Genomic DNA, 13,782 nt, shown 5'->3' with positions numbered 1-13,782 from the left:
GGCCGGTCGACGAGAAGTGGTCCGGCCTGGCGGGCCGACGGATTCCTGACGGACGGAAGGGTCCGTTTGTGACGCCGTCTTTTTCGGAGGGCGTCAGCTGTGTCGTAGGGACGGCAAGATCACGGTGTCGACGATGGACAGCAGGTACTCCTCCGTGGCCGGGAGGCCTTCGCACAGGGGACGGTTCATGGAGGCGTGGACCAGAATCGGTCCGCAGTGCTCGATCGAGGCGGGTAGGTGGTCGAGCTCGCCGCGGGCGACGGCCCGGTGCACGATCGCTTCGAACGCCTCGCGTTCGGGGGTGATGATGACCGTGCGGAGCATCTCCCCCAGTTCGGGGTTCGCGATGATGGCGTGGTCCATCGAGGACAGCAGCGCGCCGTTCGTCTCGCCGAAGACGGCGAGTTTGCGGGCCGCGCAGTGCAGGTCTCCTTCGAGGGACCCGGTGTCGTCGGTGCCGGTGAAGACGGGGTTCAGCGTGTGCAGGGCGTGCATGACCAGCTTGGGCTTGCCCTGCCACTGCCGGTACAGGGTGGCCTTGCTGGTGTGGGCGCGCGCCGCGACGGCGTCCATCGTCAAGGCGTCGTAGCCGACTTCGCGCAACAGCTCGATGACGGCGTGGAACAGCTCGGCCTCGCGTTCGGGCGTCATGCGGGTGCGCCGCTCGGCCTTGATGGCCGCAAGACCGTCCGGACACGGCCGGCCCTCGCCTTGCGCACGCATCTGTTCACCGACCTGCTCGGGTGACACCCGCCCCTCCTCGCACCGACTTGTCCGACATCACACCGGTTCACACCGGTTCCCCCGGCCCGAAGCACATCGAACGGAACTGTTTCGTACCGGTGTTGAGAAGCCTAGCACCCTGCGAAACGGAACCGTTTCGTACCCCCCGGTGGCACCGAACCGGACGCGCCGGTCACGGCGTCAGGCCAAGTCCTCGATGAACGCCGCGAGTTGGGTCAGGTTGCGGCACTCCACCATCGGTACGACCCGGTCGTATTGCGACGCCACCGAGTCACCGGTGTCCCAGTCCCGGCGCGGTTCGGGGTTGAGCCAATGCGCGCGCCGCGCCTTGTCGGCGAGTTCTGCGAGCGTCGCAAGCGCCAACTGGCCGTAGTTGGACCGGGCGTCGCCGAGGATCAGCAGCGCGGTCTTCGGCCCGACCGCGTCCGGGTAGCGCTCGGCGAACAGTTCGATGGCCCGCCCGTAGTCGGTGCGTCCGCTCATCCACACCAGGTCGGCCTTGGACGTCAGGTCCTGCATCGCCTCGGCGATGTCGGCGCCGGGCGCGAAGTGGTCCGTGACCTCGTCGAGGTTGTCGATGAACGCGAACACCCGGACTTTGCTGAACTGTTCGCGCAGCGCATAGGCCAGCAGCAGTGTGAACTGCGCGAACGCCGCGACAGAGCCGCTGACATCGCACACCACGACGAGCTCGGGCTTGTGCGGGCGACGCGGGCGGTGGAACGTGCGTACCGGCACGCCGCCCGTCGACAACGACGCACGCACCGTCCGCCGGAAGTCCAGGCGTCCGCGGCGCCCCGCCTTGTGCTTGACCGCCAGCCGGGTCGCCAGTCGCCGCGCCAACGGGTAGACGGCGCGCCGCAGTTCCTCCATGTCGCGGCGGGTGGCCCGCAAGATGTCGAGTTGTTCGAGCGGCGGGCGTGCGGCGACTTTGGCGACGCGCTCGGCCGAGCCGTCCTCGGCGAGGCGGCGGCGGACCTCCGTGACGATCATGTCCTGAAGCGCGGCGAGCCGGTCCTCCAGCATGCGCCGCGCGCCGCGTTCGGCCAGACCGCCGCCCTGCCGACCGGCCAGAACCGCCTTGAGCAGCGAGGCCATCAGCGTGCGGGGGTCGAGCGCGGCGCCGACCGCGTACGCCGACCAGGTCTGCCGCGTCGGTCCGGCGGGCGCCCGCCCGTAGGCGGCGACCGCTTCGCGCACGATCTGCCGCATCTCGGCTTCCGAGCCTTCCAGCAACGCGTCGAACAGTCTGCCGCGCAGGGCCTCGGCGAACGGGGCGGGGCCGCGGGCTCCGTTCGCGGGCCGTTCTGCCGGAAGCTCGTCGGGCAGGCCGGCCGCGCCGTCGCCGACGGCCGCCGGGAACCACAGGTCGAACAACGTGTCGAAGACCGGCCGGTGGGACGGCCGTTTGACCACAGTGGCGGCGTACGCGGCGCGCACGGCCTCCCGGTCGACGAGGTCCAGCACGGTCAACGCCCGTGCCGCGTCGAGGCCCTCCGCGAGCGAGACGGGAAGTCCCGCGCCGCGCAAGGCGTCGAGGAAGTCGACATGGCGTTCGAGGAGCGCCATCGTCAGCCCAGCCCGGCGGTGGGGAGCCCCAGTTCCTTGGCCGCGCGGTCCTGATCGGACGCGTGCTTGAGCACGACCCCGAGCGTGCGCGCGATGGCCTCCTCGTCGAGTGCGTCGGATTGCAGCGCGAGCAACGTCCGCGCCCAGTCCAGCGTTTCGGCGATCGAGGGCGACTTCTTGAGGTCGAGTGCGCGCAGCGTGGCGATCGTACGCACCAACTGCTCGGCGAGTGCTTCGGTGATCCCGGGCACCTGCGCCAGGACGATCTCGCGCTCGCGTTCGGGCGCGGGGTAGTCGAGGTGCAGGTACAGGCAGCGCCTCTTGAGCGCTTCGGACAGCTCGCGCGTGGCGTTCGAGGTCAGCACCACGAAGGGCCGCCGGGCGGCGGTGACCGTACCGAGCTCGGGGATGGTGACCTGGAAGTCCGACAGCACCTCCAGCAGCAGGCCCTCGACCTCGACGTCGGTCTTGTCGGTCTCGTCGATCAGCAGCACGGTCGGCTCGGTCCGGCGTATCGCGGTGAGCAGCGGCCGGGCGAGCAGGAACTCGTCGCTGAAGATGTCGTCGTGGGTGTCCGACCAGTCCTGGCCCTCGGGCGTGGCCTGGATGCGCAGCAGTTGCTTGCGGTAGTTCCACTCGTACAGCGCGCGGCCCTCGTCGAGGCCTTCATAGCACTGGAGGCGGATGAGGTCCGCGCCGGTGGCCGCGGCGACGGCCTTGGCCAGCTCGGTCTTGCCGACCCCGGCCGGGCCCTCGACCAGCAGCGGCTTGCCGAGTGCGTCGGCGAGGAAGACGGTGGTCGCGATGTGCCCGTCGGCCAGGTAGTTCCCCGTGGAAAGCCTGGTGCGGACATCCTCCGGAGAGGTGAACAAAGACGTCACGGCGGCGGCTCCCTCGGCCTTGCGGTGCTCGGGAGCCCGCACGGCACGACGGTGCTCCATTCGGCCGCATGCTACCGGGGCGTAGCCTCGTCGCGGAGGGCGGCCATGCGCAGCTCGACGACCACGGCCTCCACACGGGCGAGATCCGGCTGATCCGGGAGCACCGATTCGACGGCGTCCATCGCGGCGAACTCCTTCTCGAACAACTCCGCGAAGGCGCGCGGATCGCGGGCGGCGAGCTCGCCCGCCGCGAACAGTTCGTCGCGCTGGTCGGACATGTCGATCTTGAGCTGCCCCGTGGTCAGCAGGCCACGCGCCTGCCTCAGCAGTCGCATGCAGTGCCTGCCGTGTTTGGCCGTGCGCCGGGCCACGTCCGACGAAAACCCGCCCTTCCCGGCCTCGTGCCGCGACAGCAGCTTGCGCGACTGCTGGACCGCGTAACCGCCGTACGCCGACCGCACGTTCCGTGTGGACAGAAAGGCCTCGCGGATGCCGACGAGCGACAGGCCGCCCTCGGTGGCCACCACATAGTCGTCGAGCCACAGCAGCTCGCTGACCGTCGGGTTGCCCTTCAGCGCGAGGGTGGCGAACTTGTACAGCTCGTGCATGGTCACGTCGGGCGAGGTGCCGACCCGCGAACCGGTCATGACGGCCGGCGCGCGCAGGCCGAGGATGTCGGCGGTGTCGGCGAGGTAGACGCCGAGGCGGTCCTCGTCGGAGCTGGTGGTGGCGAGGCCGTAGGCCGTGGAGCCGACGACTCCCATCAGCAGTGTCGTGGGCACGACCGCCTCCCTGCTCATCGCCGTGGCCGGCCGGTGACCGGGCCTCCGAAGCACGCGTGGCAGCCGGAACCGTCGCTCGGTCACCGGTGCCCGCGCACCAACCTCCATGGTCCGGCAGACCAGGCGTGCCGGCGTCCGGACGAGTATCCGGCACGGGCGCGGGCGTCGACCAGGGGATTAACGCGTCCCGCCCGGCCGCGGAGCTCCCGGAGGCGCCGCGGCGTCAGCGGTTCGCCGCGGCGACGATCATCAGGGCGCCGAAGATCACGGCGAAGCCGAGCACGTAGATCGACAGACGGATCCACATGCCGTTCTGGCGGCTCTTCTCGGACTCGGGCACGGCCATGACGCTTCCTCACGTCTCTTCCGGGGTTTCGGGGGGACCGCTGTTCCCAGCGGGGGTTCGCGGTGCTCAGTGCACGGTCGGACCGGGCAGGCACGCTGTGAAGGCGACCATCGAGGGCGCGGCGTGGACCATCAGGAATTCGACGGGCACGTGGTCGTCGGCGGATTCCATGACGTGGCCGAGCGACGAGTCGAAGTGCGCGACGTCGCCCGGTGCGAGCAGGTGCCGTACGCCGTCGAGGGTCAGCCGCAGTTGGCCTTCGAGGACGTACAGCCATTCCTCGCCGGGATGCACGCGGGCCGGGCCGGTCGCACGCCCGGGTGGCACGCGTACGCGCAGTGACTGCATGCCGCGCCGCGGACTGCCGGCACGCCAGTAAGTCCAGCCGTGCGCGTGGAACGGCTCCGATTCCTTGGCGCGGATGATCGTCTCCTCGCCGCCGCCGCGCTCACCGAGCAGAGCGGAGACGGTGGTCGCGTAGACGCGGGCGAGGGTGAGCAGCGCGGGCAGCGAGGGTTGGCGCCGCTCGTTCTCCAGCCGTGACAGGTAGGCGACGGACAGCCCGCTGACTCCTGCGGCATCCTCAAGGGTGAGCGCCCGTGCGGTACGGGCTCGCTTGAGCCGCTCGCCGAGCCCCGTCGCGGCCCCCGTCGCGGCCCCCGTGGCGGGGGTGGCCGGCTCGGGGCCGGCTCCCGGGTGCGAGGCTGGAGTCGGTCGGGGCATGGGTTCACGCTAATGAGCCGATACCGGGTAGGCAATTTTCTTGCCTCACAGGCAAATATCGCGCCAAGCAGCCGAGCCCCCACAGGCCCGTCGAGGCGTGTCGACATCTGCAAATGTGGCCGCCCAACACCCCATTTGCAGATCTTCCCTGTCCCCGATGTCCGCCCGTACAGTGCCACGGCCGGTGTCCGGTGCCGGTCTTGACACGGTCGACGAAGGGGCCACAAGCAGATGCCGCTCAACGCCGAGTTCGCCGCTTTCCTCAATGCGATCCCGCGCCCGGTTCTCGCGGGCCACCCCGCGGAGGTCCGGGCGTTGGCCGAGACCATGCCCGAGCGGCCGGTCACCACGCCGCTGCCGCGCGTCGAGGACCGCACGATCCCCGGCCCGGCGGACGCGCCCGACCTGCCGGCGCGCATCTACGCACCGAGCACCGAGCCGGGGCTGCCGGTCACGGTCTTCTTTCACGGCGGCGGGTTCTGCATCGGCGACCTGGAGTCCCACGACGGGGTCGCCCGGATCCTCGCGCGCGAGGCGGAGTGCATCGTGGTGTCGGTGGCCTACCGGCTCGCGCCGGAGAATCCGTTCCCGGCGGCGCACGAGGACGCGTACGCGGCCTACACCTGGGTGCGCGAACACGCGGCCGACCTCGGCGGCGACCCGGCACGCGTCGCGGTCGCCGGCGACAGCGCGGGCGGGACGCTGGCCGCGACCGTGTGCCTGATGGCCCGGGACCGCGGCGGCGTGCAGCCGCACTTCCAACTGCTGTGGTACCCGGGCACCGGGCTGGACACCGAGTCGCGCAGGCACAACACCGAGGACATCTTGCTGTCGCCGAGCGCGATGGCATGGTTCGGCACGCACTACTACGGCCGGATACCCGACGACCGGCTCCTGCCCTACGGCGCGATCGGCCTCAACAAGGACCTGTCGGGCCTCGCCCCGGCGCTGGTCGTGGTGGCGGGGATGGACCCGCTGCACGACGAAGGTGTCGCGTACGCCGAGTCGTTGCGCGCATCGGGCGTGCCGACCATGTTGGAGGACTTCGCCGACCTCGGCCACGGCTTCGTGAGCTTCGCCGAGTTCGTGCCGTCGGCGGCCCAGGCGACCCGAGGCTCGTACGCCGCGCTGCGGGCCGCGTTCGCGAAGTCCTGAGGGCGCGACGGGACTTCGGTCACACCACCGAGCCTGTTCCGCTCCGCCCCGCCGGGTGATCGGTGCTGCGCGGGAATCGTGATGTCGCCGTCGCGCAGGAACCACACGACGGTCTCGGGATGGCGGTCCGTCCGCGATCGCGCCTGTTCGCCCCCGGCGCGCGGCACCGCCGGTCGTCGCGCCCTCCTCGACCGAATCGCCGGTTCGCCGGCGACCGTCGCCTGCGCGCCGCCAGAATCGACGCTCGGGAACCGGCGAAGTGAACCGGCACGTCTCGGTCCCGTACGGGTCTGTCGGAGGGCCGTCGTCGCGGTGTGCCGTCATGGCCGCCCGCGCACGGCGGGCTTGCGCCGGGGCCACCAACTGGGCGGGCGGAGTCGGAGGGCGGGGCGGGCGTGGAGACGGTGTCGTTGCAGGAGCTGTGGGACCGCGTGGTCGGAACCCAACCCGACCCGCCGCGCTGGCTCGTCGCCGCGACCGGGATCGCCGCGGTTCTGGCCGTCCTTTACCGCCCGGTCTGGCGCCCGCTGCGCACGGTGGTGACGATCGCCCACGAGGGCGGCCACGCCCTGGCCGCGCTGCTGACCGGTCGGCGCCTCACCGGCATACGCCTGCACTCCGACACGTCCGGTGTCACCGTCTCGGTCGGCAAACCGACCGGGATCGGCATGGTGATCACGGCGTTCGCCGGGTACGTCACCCCGTCGCTGCTCGGCGCCGGCGGCGCGTCCCTGCTCGCGTCCGGGCACATCACCATGACGCTGTGGATCACGCTGGTGTGGCTCGCCCTGATGCTGCTGATGATCCGCAACCTGTACGGCGCCTTCGCCCTCATCGTTGTCGGCGGCGTCGTCTTCGCGGTGTCCTGGCTGGCCGAAGCCGACGTCCAGGCCGGATTCGCGTATCTGCTGGTGTGGTTCCTGCTTGCCTCCGGCATCCGCCCGGTCATCGAACTCCAGCAGATGCGCCGCCGAGGTCAGGCCCAGTGGTCGGACGCCGACCAACTGGCCACCCTCACCAAAATCCCCGGCGCGGCGTGGGTGGGTCTGTTCGCCCTGGTGTCCGTGACGGCCTTCGGCACCGCAGCGGGGTGGCTGCTGGCCGGCTGACGAACCCGGTTGACGAACCCGGCCGGACGAGTCCGCGGCCGGACGGACCCGGCACATGCCGCCTTGCGAATACCGGCGCCGCGAGGCCTCGGACCACCGCGTCGACCGGCGTCGCGAGCCCGGATCCGCGGGCTTGAGTCCGCGAGCCCGCGGATCCGGGAGCCCGAGTCCGCAGGCCCAGATCCGCGGGCCCAGATCCGCGAGCCCGAGCCCGCGGGCCCGGATCCGCGGGCCCGGCCCGACCGGTCCGCCTGCACGTGTCCGGTGCGGCCTCGCGGGTCCGGTGCGGCCGACACGCCGGTGACGAGCACGCTCGCGGCCGAACCGCATCCCCACAGACCGCCGACGCCCCCGCACACCGGCGGATCACGCGACAGCCACCCGCGAACGTTCGTCGACGGAAATCGTCCCCGCCGACTCGTTCACCGGGTCGGGGTCAGCTTCGCCACGTCAGGGTCAGTGAGCCTCCGACCGGCAGCACATGCCAGCGGTCGGCGCAGTCGTCGAACCGGGCCACGATCCGGTCCACCACGGGCGGAATGTCCTGTGCCGTCACGTACGCCGGCAGTTCACGCGCGTGTCCGCGCCGCAGCTCCCACACGGGCACGGCGATGCCCGCAAGCTCCTCCGACAACGCCATGTCGGCCTGCGCCTGCGGGGACGACTTCGCGTGCTTCGTCTTGCGCCGCCGGGCGGCCTTGGCGCGTTCCGCGGGGTCGGCGGGCCAGAACAAGCCGTTGTCACCGGCGGCCAGCCGCCCGTAGACCCCGAGCTTGATGCGCGCCTCCGCCTCGACGAGGAAGTGCACCAAGTCGTGCGGGAGATAGGGGTGTCCGCCTGGCCCGTTGCGCGGGGCGAGCGCGGCACCTGTCTCGCGGTGCACGGCGACGTCGTAGCTCGTACCGCGACCTTTGGTGAAAACGACGCGCATGCTCGGCACAGTAGGCGGCGCTCCGACCCGCACGCACATGGTTTTTCGTCACCGGGTGCCGCCTCGGAAGAGACCGGACCTGCCCGTTCCCTCGCTTCCTCGTGACGCGACTCGTGAAGCATCGCTCGTGCAGCGCCCCGGCAACGCGCGACCGACCCGCCTCAGGCGCCGACCGTCTCGTCGATGCGCGCCAGGACTCCGTCGTAGATCTTGCGCAGACCCGCCGGGGCGAAGGTCTTCTCGAAGAACCCGCCGATGCCGCCCGCGCCCTCCCAGCGCGTGTTCACGTTGACGCGGCTGCGCCCGGTGCCCGCCGGCTCGACGGTCCAGGTGGTGACCATGCTGGAGTTGCGGTCGCTCTCCACGAGCGTGCGCTCGGCGGGCTGCGTCACCTCGAAAAGGCACTCCCGCGAGCGCTTTTTGGTTGCCTGCAGGCGCCAGTGCACGACAGTCCCCGCGCCTTGGCCGCCCTCGCGGACCTCGTAGTCGGAGAAGTGCTCGGTCAGCAGCTTCGGGCGCGTGTCCGCGTAGTCGGCCAGTGCCGCGAACACCACCTCCGGCTCCCCCGCGACATCGCGCGACGCATCAGCGTTGACCTGCCCCATGACCACTCCTCGCACTCGGTCGTACCGGGGCCGCTCCGCCCCGATCGGAGGCAACAGCAAACCACTTCGCCGGGCGCGGGACCGAATCCGGCGAGGGTGAATACCTTTTGCCCTTCGACGGCTTGTTCGACAACCGAAGGCCGCACACCGGATGTTTCCGCCATGTGTCATGACGGGGCCTCAGGTTTCCGTTCGATGTGCGGGATTGCACGCGGTGAGGAGTCCGATACGGCCGAGCAACACCGAAGTAACACCGCGCCGATGCACGTAACGCGTACGTAACTTCCGCGTGCGGCGGAGGAAACCGGCTCTCCCCACTCTGGGTGAGCCCCCGCAGCCGGCAGGGGTGGACGCCGACGGGACAAATGGGAAGAGGGGGCAGATGTCCGCCGCCGCACTGCCGTTGCAATTGGCCGCACCTGCGGAGCTGAGCGCCGGGGACACCGCGTGGTTGCTGGTCGCCACCGCGCTCGTCCTGCTCATGACGCCCGGCCTCGCGCTCTTCTACGGCGGGATGGTCCGCGCCAAGAGCGTGCTGAACATGATCATGATGAGTTTCGCGGCGATCGCCGTGGTCTCGGTGGTCTGGTTCGCGTACGGCTGGTCGCTCGCCTTCGGCGACGACGCGGGCGGCGGCCTGATCGGCGATCTCGGGCAGGTGTTCCTGCACGGCATGAAGCCCGACTCGTTGACCGGCACCGTACCGTCGCTGGTCTTCATGGCGTTCCAGTTGACGTTCGCCATCATCACCGTGGCCCTCATCAGCGGCGCCATCGCGGACCGTGCGAAGTTCCGCGGCTGGCTGGTGTTCTGTGCGGCGTGGGTGACGCTCGTGTACATACCCGTGGCGCACTGGGTGTGGGGCCCCGACGGCTGGATCAAGGAGCAACTCGGCGCGCTCGACTTCGCGGGCGGCCTGGTCGTCGAGATCAACTCCGGAGCCGCCGGACTCGCGGTCGCACTCGTGCTCGGCCCGCGCCTGGGCTTCAAGCGCGACCCGATGCGTCCGCACAATCTGCCGCTGGTGATGCTCGGTGCGGGCCTGCTGTGGTTCGGGTGGTTCGGCTTCAATGCCGGTTCGGCGCTGGGTGCGAACGGCGTCGCGGCGCAGTCTCTCGTCAACACGCAGGCCGCCGCGAGCACGGCGCTGCTGGGCTGGCTGCTGGTGGAGAAGCGACGCGACGGACACGCGACCACGCTCGGGGCCGCGTCGGGTGCGGTGGCCGGGCTGGTCGCGATCACCCCGTCGTGCGGCGTGGTCGACCTGCCGGGCGCGCTGGCGATCGGCTTGTGCGCGGGCGTGCTGTGCTCGTACGCGGTCGGCTGGAAGCACAAGTTCGGGTACGACGACTCGCTCGACGTCGTCGGTGTGCACTTCGTCGGGGGCGTGGTCGGCACGGTGCTGATCGGCATATTCGCGTGGGACGGCATGACGGGCGGGCCCCGCGGCCTCGTCCACGGGGGCGGCCTGGACCTGCTCGGCAAGCAGGTCGCGGCGGTCGTGGTGTGCGCGGTGTTCTCGTTCGTCGCGACGTACGCGATCGCCAAGGTGATCGACCGGACGATCGGCTTCCGGGCGACGGAGGACGACGAGCGGGCGGGCCTGGATCTGGCCGTGCACGCGGAGACCGCCTACGATCTCGGTTCGGTCGGCGCGGCAGCCCATGTGGGCGGCCAGGTCAGGCAGCAGGTCCGCGCGGAGGCGTCCGACGAGGACCGGCAGAGCCGGAAGGGCTGACCCGGGGGGCGGCCGGACCACGACGCGCCCCGAACCAGCACAGGCCCGGCATAGGACCTGCATATGACCGGCACCGACAACCAGCACCGACGAGAAGAGCCATGCGACTGATCACCGCGGTCATCAAGCCGCACAGACTGGACGACGTGAAGAGCGCGTTGCAGACCTACGGCGTCCACGGGCTCACCGTCACCGAGGCCAGCGGGTTCGGCCGTCAGCGCGGGCACACGGAGGTCTACCGGGGTGCGGAATACCGCGTCGACCTGGTGCCGAAGATCCGCCTGGAGGTGGTGGTCGAGGACGACGACGCCGCCGACGTGATGCACATAATCACGCAGGCCGCCCGGACTGGGAAGATCGGCGACGGCAAGGTGTGGAGCGTCCCCGTCGAGACGATCATCCGCGTGCGCACCGGAGAGCGCGGCGCCGACGCGATCTGACGCCGGGGTTTCCGCGGGCGGTTGACTCGGTTTCCGGATGGCGGTTTGCGCGGCTGTCCTGGCGTCCCTCCGAACCGCCGTCGCACCGGACTCTGTTGGCGGGCCCTGTTGGCGGACTCTCTTACCGCGTTCTGTTGCCGGGCCCTGTTGGCGGGCTCTGCCGGGCGGCCGTGGTGAGGGCGCGAGAAACACGGTATGAGCCCGATCGGTCCGTGCTCGTTCCGGCGATGGGGCCGAGGTGTCGAGTTCGCCCTCGGCGTAGCCGGTCGGCTCCCTGCGGACAACCCCGTGAGGGAAGGTGTTGTCCGCCGAACGACCGAGACCGGCAAGTCGAGGAGCAGCGGAACATGGCGGGCGAGGACACGACATTGAAGACGGGCAAGCCATGGCGGCGCGGCGCGTTGGTACGCGACCCCGGTGAGGGCCATCGGGCGGCCACGCCGCTGGAGCTCTTCTTCGACCTGTGCTTCGTGGTGGCCGTCGCACAGTTGACGGTGAGTCTCGAACACGCTTACGCGACCGACCATCTCGCGGACGCCGTCGTGGGCTTCCCGATGCTCATGTTCGCGATCTGGTGGGCCTGGATGGGGTTCACCTGGTTCGCGACCGCGCACGACAGCGACGATGTGCCGTACCGGCTGCTGACGTTGCTACAGATGGCCGGGGTGCTGATCCTTGCGTCGGGCGTCGAGAAGGCGTTCGACGGGGACACGTACCGGGTCGTGGTCTTCGGTTACGTCGTGATGCGCGTCGCACTGATCGCCCAGTGGTTGCGGGTGGCGCGCGAGCAGCCGAGCGTACGGGGGCGTGCGCAGCGGTGGGCGATCGGTATGGGCGCGGTGCAGGTCCTCTGGCTGCTGATGGTGATCCCCGACTCGGAGGCACTGTTCAAGGCGGCGTTCGTACCGCTGATGCTGGCGGAGATCGCAGTTCCGGTCTGGGCGGAACAGTCTGATTCGCCCGGCCAGTGGCACATCGGGCACGTCACGGAGCGCTACGGCCTGCTGACGCTGATCATTCTCGGCGAGTCGGTGTTGGCGGCGACCATCGCGGTGAAGGACGCGGCCGAACACGGCGTCACCGCGTCGATCGTGACCGTCGCGGCGGGCGGCCTGGTGATCGCATTCGGCTGCTGGTGGCTGTATTTCGACACGTTGGGCGCGGACTCGCCGGAGGGTTCGGTCCGGACGTTCGTGTGGGGCTACGGCCACTACGTCGTCTTCGGCTCGCTCGCCGCGGTCGGCGGCGGCCTGGCGACGGCGGCCGCACAGGTTGCCGGGCACGGGGGCGACCACCCGATCTCGGAGCGTACGGCGTCGCTGGCGATCGCCGTCCCGCTGGCGCTGTTCCTCCTCGCGGTCGCGGTGATGTCGATCCGCCCGAACGACCCGTGCGGGCCGAACCGGCTGCGGCAGTGGGCGGTGGCCGCCGTCGCGCTGGTGGTGATGGGTGCGTTCCTGCCGCCCGCACCGGCCGCGGTGGTGGCCGGGGCGGTCGTCGCGGCACTGGTGGCGATCGAAGTCTCCACCGCGCACCGGCGGTTCGTACGCGGTGGCGCCGAAGAAGCCGGTCCGGAAACCGCCGGTGCGAACGCGGACGGTGCCTGAACGGTCGATGCCCGGGCGGCTACAACTGCTCCGCCAGATCACTGTCCCGCGCGACCTCGCACAGGCAGCGCACGAGCAACCGAACACCCTCGTGCTCCCGGTCGGCCCTCCAGAAAGCGGTCACCGGCACCTCGGGGGTTCCCGTCAACACGACCTGCACGACGCCGCGCACCGGCCGCTGCCGCGCCCAACCGCGCGGTGATATGCCCACGCCCTGCCGGTCCACGACGCGCGCGATCACGTCGTCCACGCTGCCGAACGCCTCCACGATGTCCTGCGCACCGGCTCGCCGCAGGGCGTCGGTGACGCGGGCGTACAGCCTCGGGTGCGGCCCGCTCGGCCACACGACGACGGTTTCGCCGCGCACGAATTCGGCCAGGTCGACCGATGTGCGCCCGGCCAGGCGGTGCCCTTCGGGCAGCAGCGCCACGAAGGCGAAGGTGCCGACCCGCGCGGACCCGAACCCGGGCCCGAGGTCGGGCAGCCACCCGAGGCCGGCGTCGAGCACGCCATCGCGGACATCGGCTACCTGACGGGCCGTCGATTCGCTGGTCCACTGCACGCGGAGCTCGGGGTGCCGGATGTGCAGCGCCGAGATGGCCGCGGAGACCAGCGACGGCCCGAGCCCCGACGTGTAGCCGACCCGCACCTGCCCGGCTTCGCGCGCGGCGCGTCGGCGTACGTCCGCACACGCGTCGTCCAGCATGCGCAGCGCGTCGTCGACCTGGCGGCGGAAGGTCTCGCCGGCGGGGGTCAGGCGTACCGGCAGCGAACTGCGGTCGACGAGGCGGGCACCGAGTTGCTGTTCCAGGCGGCGCACGGCTTTGGAGACCATCGGCTGGGTGAGATATAGGCGCGCGGCGGCACGACCGAAGTGCCGCTCGTCGGCGACGGCAAGGAAGCACCTGAGGTCCCGCAGCTCCACGCTGCCCAAGTTAAGCCCGACAGCCGAACGGTTTGGCAGGTGTCGAACGGACGAAGTGACCAGCCTGGCCTCGGGCCGGCGGAAAACCACCTCAAGGCGGGCGAATCAAGACCTCTGCTGCTCGGCGAAGTTATGCCCCGGAGGCATGACTCTTGTGCGAACCGGTGGCTTGGACGCGCCGGGCTGTCCCGGTTTCCTGGAAGCACCGGTACCCCGGAATGCCGCGG

14 protein-coding genes are annotated in these 13,782 nt (G+C 70.7%); 5 read left to right on the top strand and 9 right to left on the bottom strand.

The genetic code is table 11. The features are described 5' to 3' along the window. Positions 1–93: 93 nt before the first annotated feature. The 6 genes from ACRX5W_RS21850 to ACRX5W_RS21825 form a co-directional block, all read right to left on the bottom strand. Positions 94–750, bottom strand: coding sequence for a TetR/AcrR family transcriptional regulator (locus tag ACRX5W_RS21850; RefSeq protein ID WP_436789928.1), 657 nt, complete (start codon positions 748–750; stop codon positions 94–96). 174 nt (positions 751–924) lie between these two features. After that, on the bottom strand, positions 925–2,313 hold the full coding sequence (locus ACRX5W_RS21845) for a vWA domain-containing protein (RefSeq protein WP_436789927.1): 1,389 nt from the start codon (positions 2,311–2,313) through the stop codon (positions 925–927). A gap of 2 nt (positions 2,314–2,315) precedes the next feature. Then, the gene (locus ACRX5W_RS21840) at positions 2,316–3,254 is read right to left on the bottom strand and encodes an AAA family ATPase (protein WP_436789926.1); all 939 of its coding nucleotides are present in this window, start codon (positions 3,252–3,254) and stop codon (positions 2,316–2,318) included. A gap of 11 nt (positions 3,255–3,265) precedes the next feature. Then, positions 3,266–3,976 carry a nucleotidyltransferase domain-containing protein gene (locus ACRX5W_RS21835; protein ID WP_436789925.1) on the bottom strand — a complete coding sequence of 237 codons (711 nt, stop codon included), beginning with the start codon at positions 3,974–3,976 and terminating at the stop codon, positions 3,266–3,268. A gap of 223 nt (positions 3,977–4,199) precedes the next feature. Then, a complete protein-coding gene (locus ACRX5W_RS21830) occupies positions 4,200–4,322 on the bottom strand; it encodes a hypothetical protein (protein WP_436789924.1) in 123 nt (40 codons plus the stop codon). Between the two features lie 66 nt (positions 4,323–4,388). Beyond that, on the bottom strand, positions 4,389–5,045 hold the full coding sequence (locus tag ACRX5W_RS21825; protein ID WP_436789923.1) for a helix-turn-helix domain-containing protein: 657 nt from the start codon (positions 5,043–5,045) through the stop codon (positions 4,389–4,391). 231 nt (positions 5,046–5,276) lie between these two features. On the opposite strand from ACRX5W_RS21825, the gene ACRX5W_RS21820 reads away from it, so the two are divergent. Together ACRX5W_RS21820 and ACRX5W_RS21815 are read left to right on the top strand one after the other, a co-directional pair. Then, on the top strand, positions 5,277–6,200 hold the full coding sequence (locus ACRX5W_RS21820; protein ID WP_436789922.1) for an alpha/beta hydrolase: 924 nt from the start codon (positions 5,277–5,279) through the stop codon (positions 6,198–6,200). 395 nt (positions 6,201–6,595) lie between these two features. Further along, the gene (locus tag ACRX5W_RS21815; RefSeq protein ID WP_436789921.1) at positions 6,596–7,309 is read left to right on the top strand and encodes a M50 family metallopeptidase; all 714 of its coding nucleotides are present in this window, start codon (positions 6,596–6,598) and stop codon (positions 7,307–7,309) included. Positions 7,310–7,745: 436 nt separating this feature from the next. On the opposite strand, the gene ACRX5W_RS21810 is transcribed toward ACRX5W_RS21815, so the two are convergent. Both ACRX5W_RS21810 and ACRX5W_RS21805 read right to left on the bottom strand, forming a co-directional pair. Then, positions 7,746–8,240 (bottom strand): hypothetical protein, encoded by a 495-nt coding sequence (locus tag ACRX5W_RS21810; RefSeq protein ID WP_436789920.1) that lies wholly within the window; start codon positions 8,238–8,240, stop codon positions 7,746–7,748. 161 nt (positions 8,241–8,401) lie between these two features. After that, positions 8,402–8,845 carry an SRPBCC family protein gene (locus ACRX5W_RS21805; protein ID WP_436789919.1) on the bottom strand — a complete coding sequence of 148 codons (444 nt, stop codon included), beginning with the start codon at positions 8,843–8,845 and terminating at the stop codon, positions 8,402–8,404. 382 nt (positions 8,846–9,227) lie between these two features. Here ACRX5W_RS21805 and ACRX5W_RS21800 point away from each other — a divergent pair, with 382 nt between their 5' ends. From ACRX5W_RS21800 to ACRX5W_RS21790, 3 genes are all read left to right on the top strand, one after another. After that, positions 9,228–10,583: an ammonium transporter gene (locus ACRX5W_RS21800; protein WP_436789918.1), complete on the top strand. Its 1,356-nt coding sequence runs from the start codon at positions 9,228–9,230 to the stop codon at positions 10,581–10,583. 101 nt (positions 10,584–10,684) lie between these two features. Beyond that, positions 10,685–11,023, top strand: coding sequence for a P-II family nitrogen regulator (locus ACRX5W_RS21795; protein WP_436789917.1), 339 nt, complete (start codon positions 10,685–10,687; stop codon positions 11,021–11,023). A 347-nt stretch (positions 11,024–11,370) separates the two neighbouring features. Next, positions 11,371–12,630 (top strand): low temperature requirement protein A, encoded by a 1,260-nt coding sequence (locus ACRX5W_RS21790; protein WP_436789916.1) that lies wholly within the window; start codon positions 11,371–11,373, stop codon positions 12,628–12,630. A 19-nt stretch (positions 12,631–12,649) separates the two neighbouring features. Here ACRX5W_RS21790 and ACRX5W_RS21785 read toward each other — a convergent pair whose 3' ends face one another. Then, positions 12,650–13,555: a LysR family transcriptional regulator gene (locus ACRX5W_RS21785; protein ID WP_436789915.1), complete on the bottom strand. Its 906-nt coding sequence runs from the start codon at positions 13,553–13,555 to the stop codon at positions 12,650–12,652. Positions 13,556–13,782: the final 227 nt, after the last annotated feature.

The sequence above is a fragment of the Yinghuangia sp. YIM S10712 genome (genome assembly GCF_051388935.1).
In the GTDB taxonomy this organism is placed as follows: Bacteria; Actinomycetota; Actinomycetes; order Streptomycetales; family Streptomycetaceae; genus Yinghuangia.
Note: the sequence above shows the minus strand (reverse complement) of the source record. Positions and strands in the feature narration are given on the sequence as shown.

Bases quoted from the DNA above. Each gene is read 5' to 3' on its own strand.
- ACRX5W_RS21845 (WP_436789927.1), bottom strand. From the start codon at position 2,313: ATGGCGCTCCTCGAACGCCATGTCGACTTCCTCGACGCCTTGCGCGGC.
- ACRX5W_RS21840 (WP_436789926.1), bottom strand. From the start codon at position 3,254: ATGGAGCACCGTCGTGCCGTGCGGGCTCCCGAGCACCGCAAGGCCGAG.
- ACRX5W_RS21830 (WP_436789924.1), bottom strand. From the start codon at position 4,322: ATGGCCGTGCCCGAGTCCGAGAAGAGCCGCCAGAACGGCATGTGGATC.
- ACRX5W_RS21825 (WP_436789923.1), bottom strand. From the start codon at position 5,045: ATGCCCCGACCGACTCCAGCCTCGCACCCGGGAGCCGGCCCCGAGCCG.
- ACRX5W_RS21820 (WP_436789922.1), top strand. From the start codon at position 5,277: ATGCCGCTCAACGCCGAGTTCGCCGCTTTCCTCAATGCGATCCCGCGC.
- ACRX5W_RS21810 (WP_436789920.1), bottom strand. From the start codon at position 8,240: ATGCGCGTCGTTTTCACCAAAGGTCGCGGTACGAGCTACGACGTCGCC.
- ACRX5W_RS21805 (WP_436789919.1), bottom strand. From the start codon at position 8,845: ATGGGGCAGGTCAACGCTGATGCGTCGCGCGATGTCGCGGGGGAGCCG.
- ACRX5W_RS21800 (WP_436789918.1), top strand. From the start codon at position 9,228: ATGTCCGCCGCCGCACTGCCGTTGCAATTGGCCGCACCTGCGGAGCTG.
- ACRX5W_RS21795 (WP_436789917.1), top strand. From the start codon at position 10,685: ATGCGACTGATCACCGCGGTCATCAAGCCGCACAGACTGGACGACGTG.
- ACRX5W_RS21790 (WP_436789916.1), top strand. From the start codon at position 11,371: ATGGCGGGCGAGGACACGACATTGAAGACGGGCAAGCCATGGCGGCGC.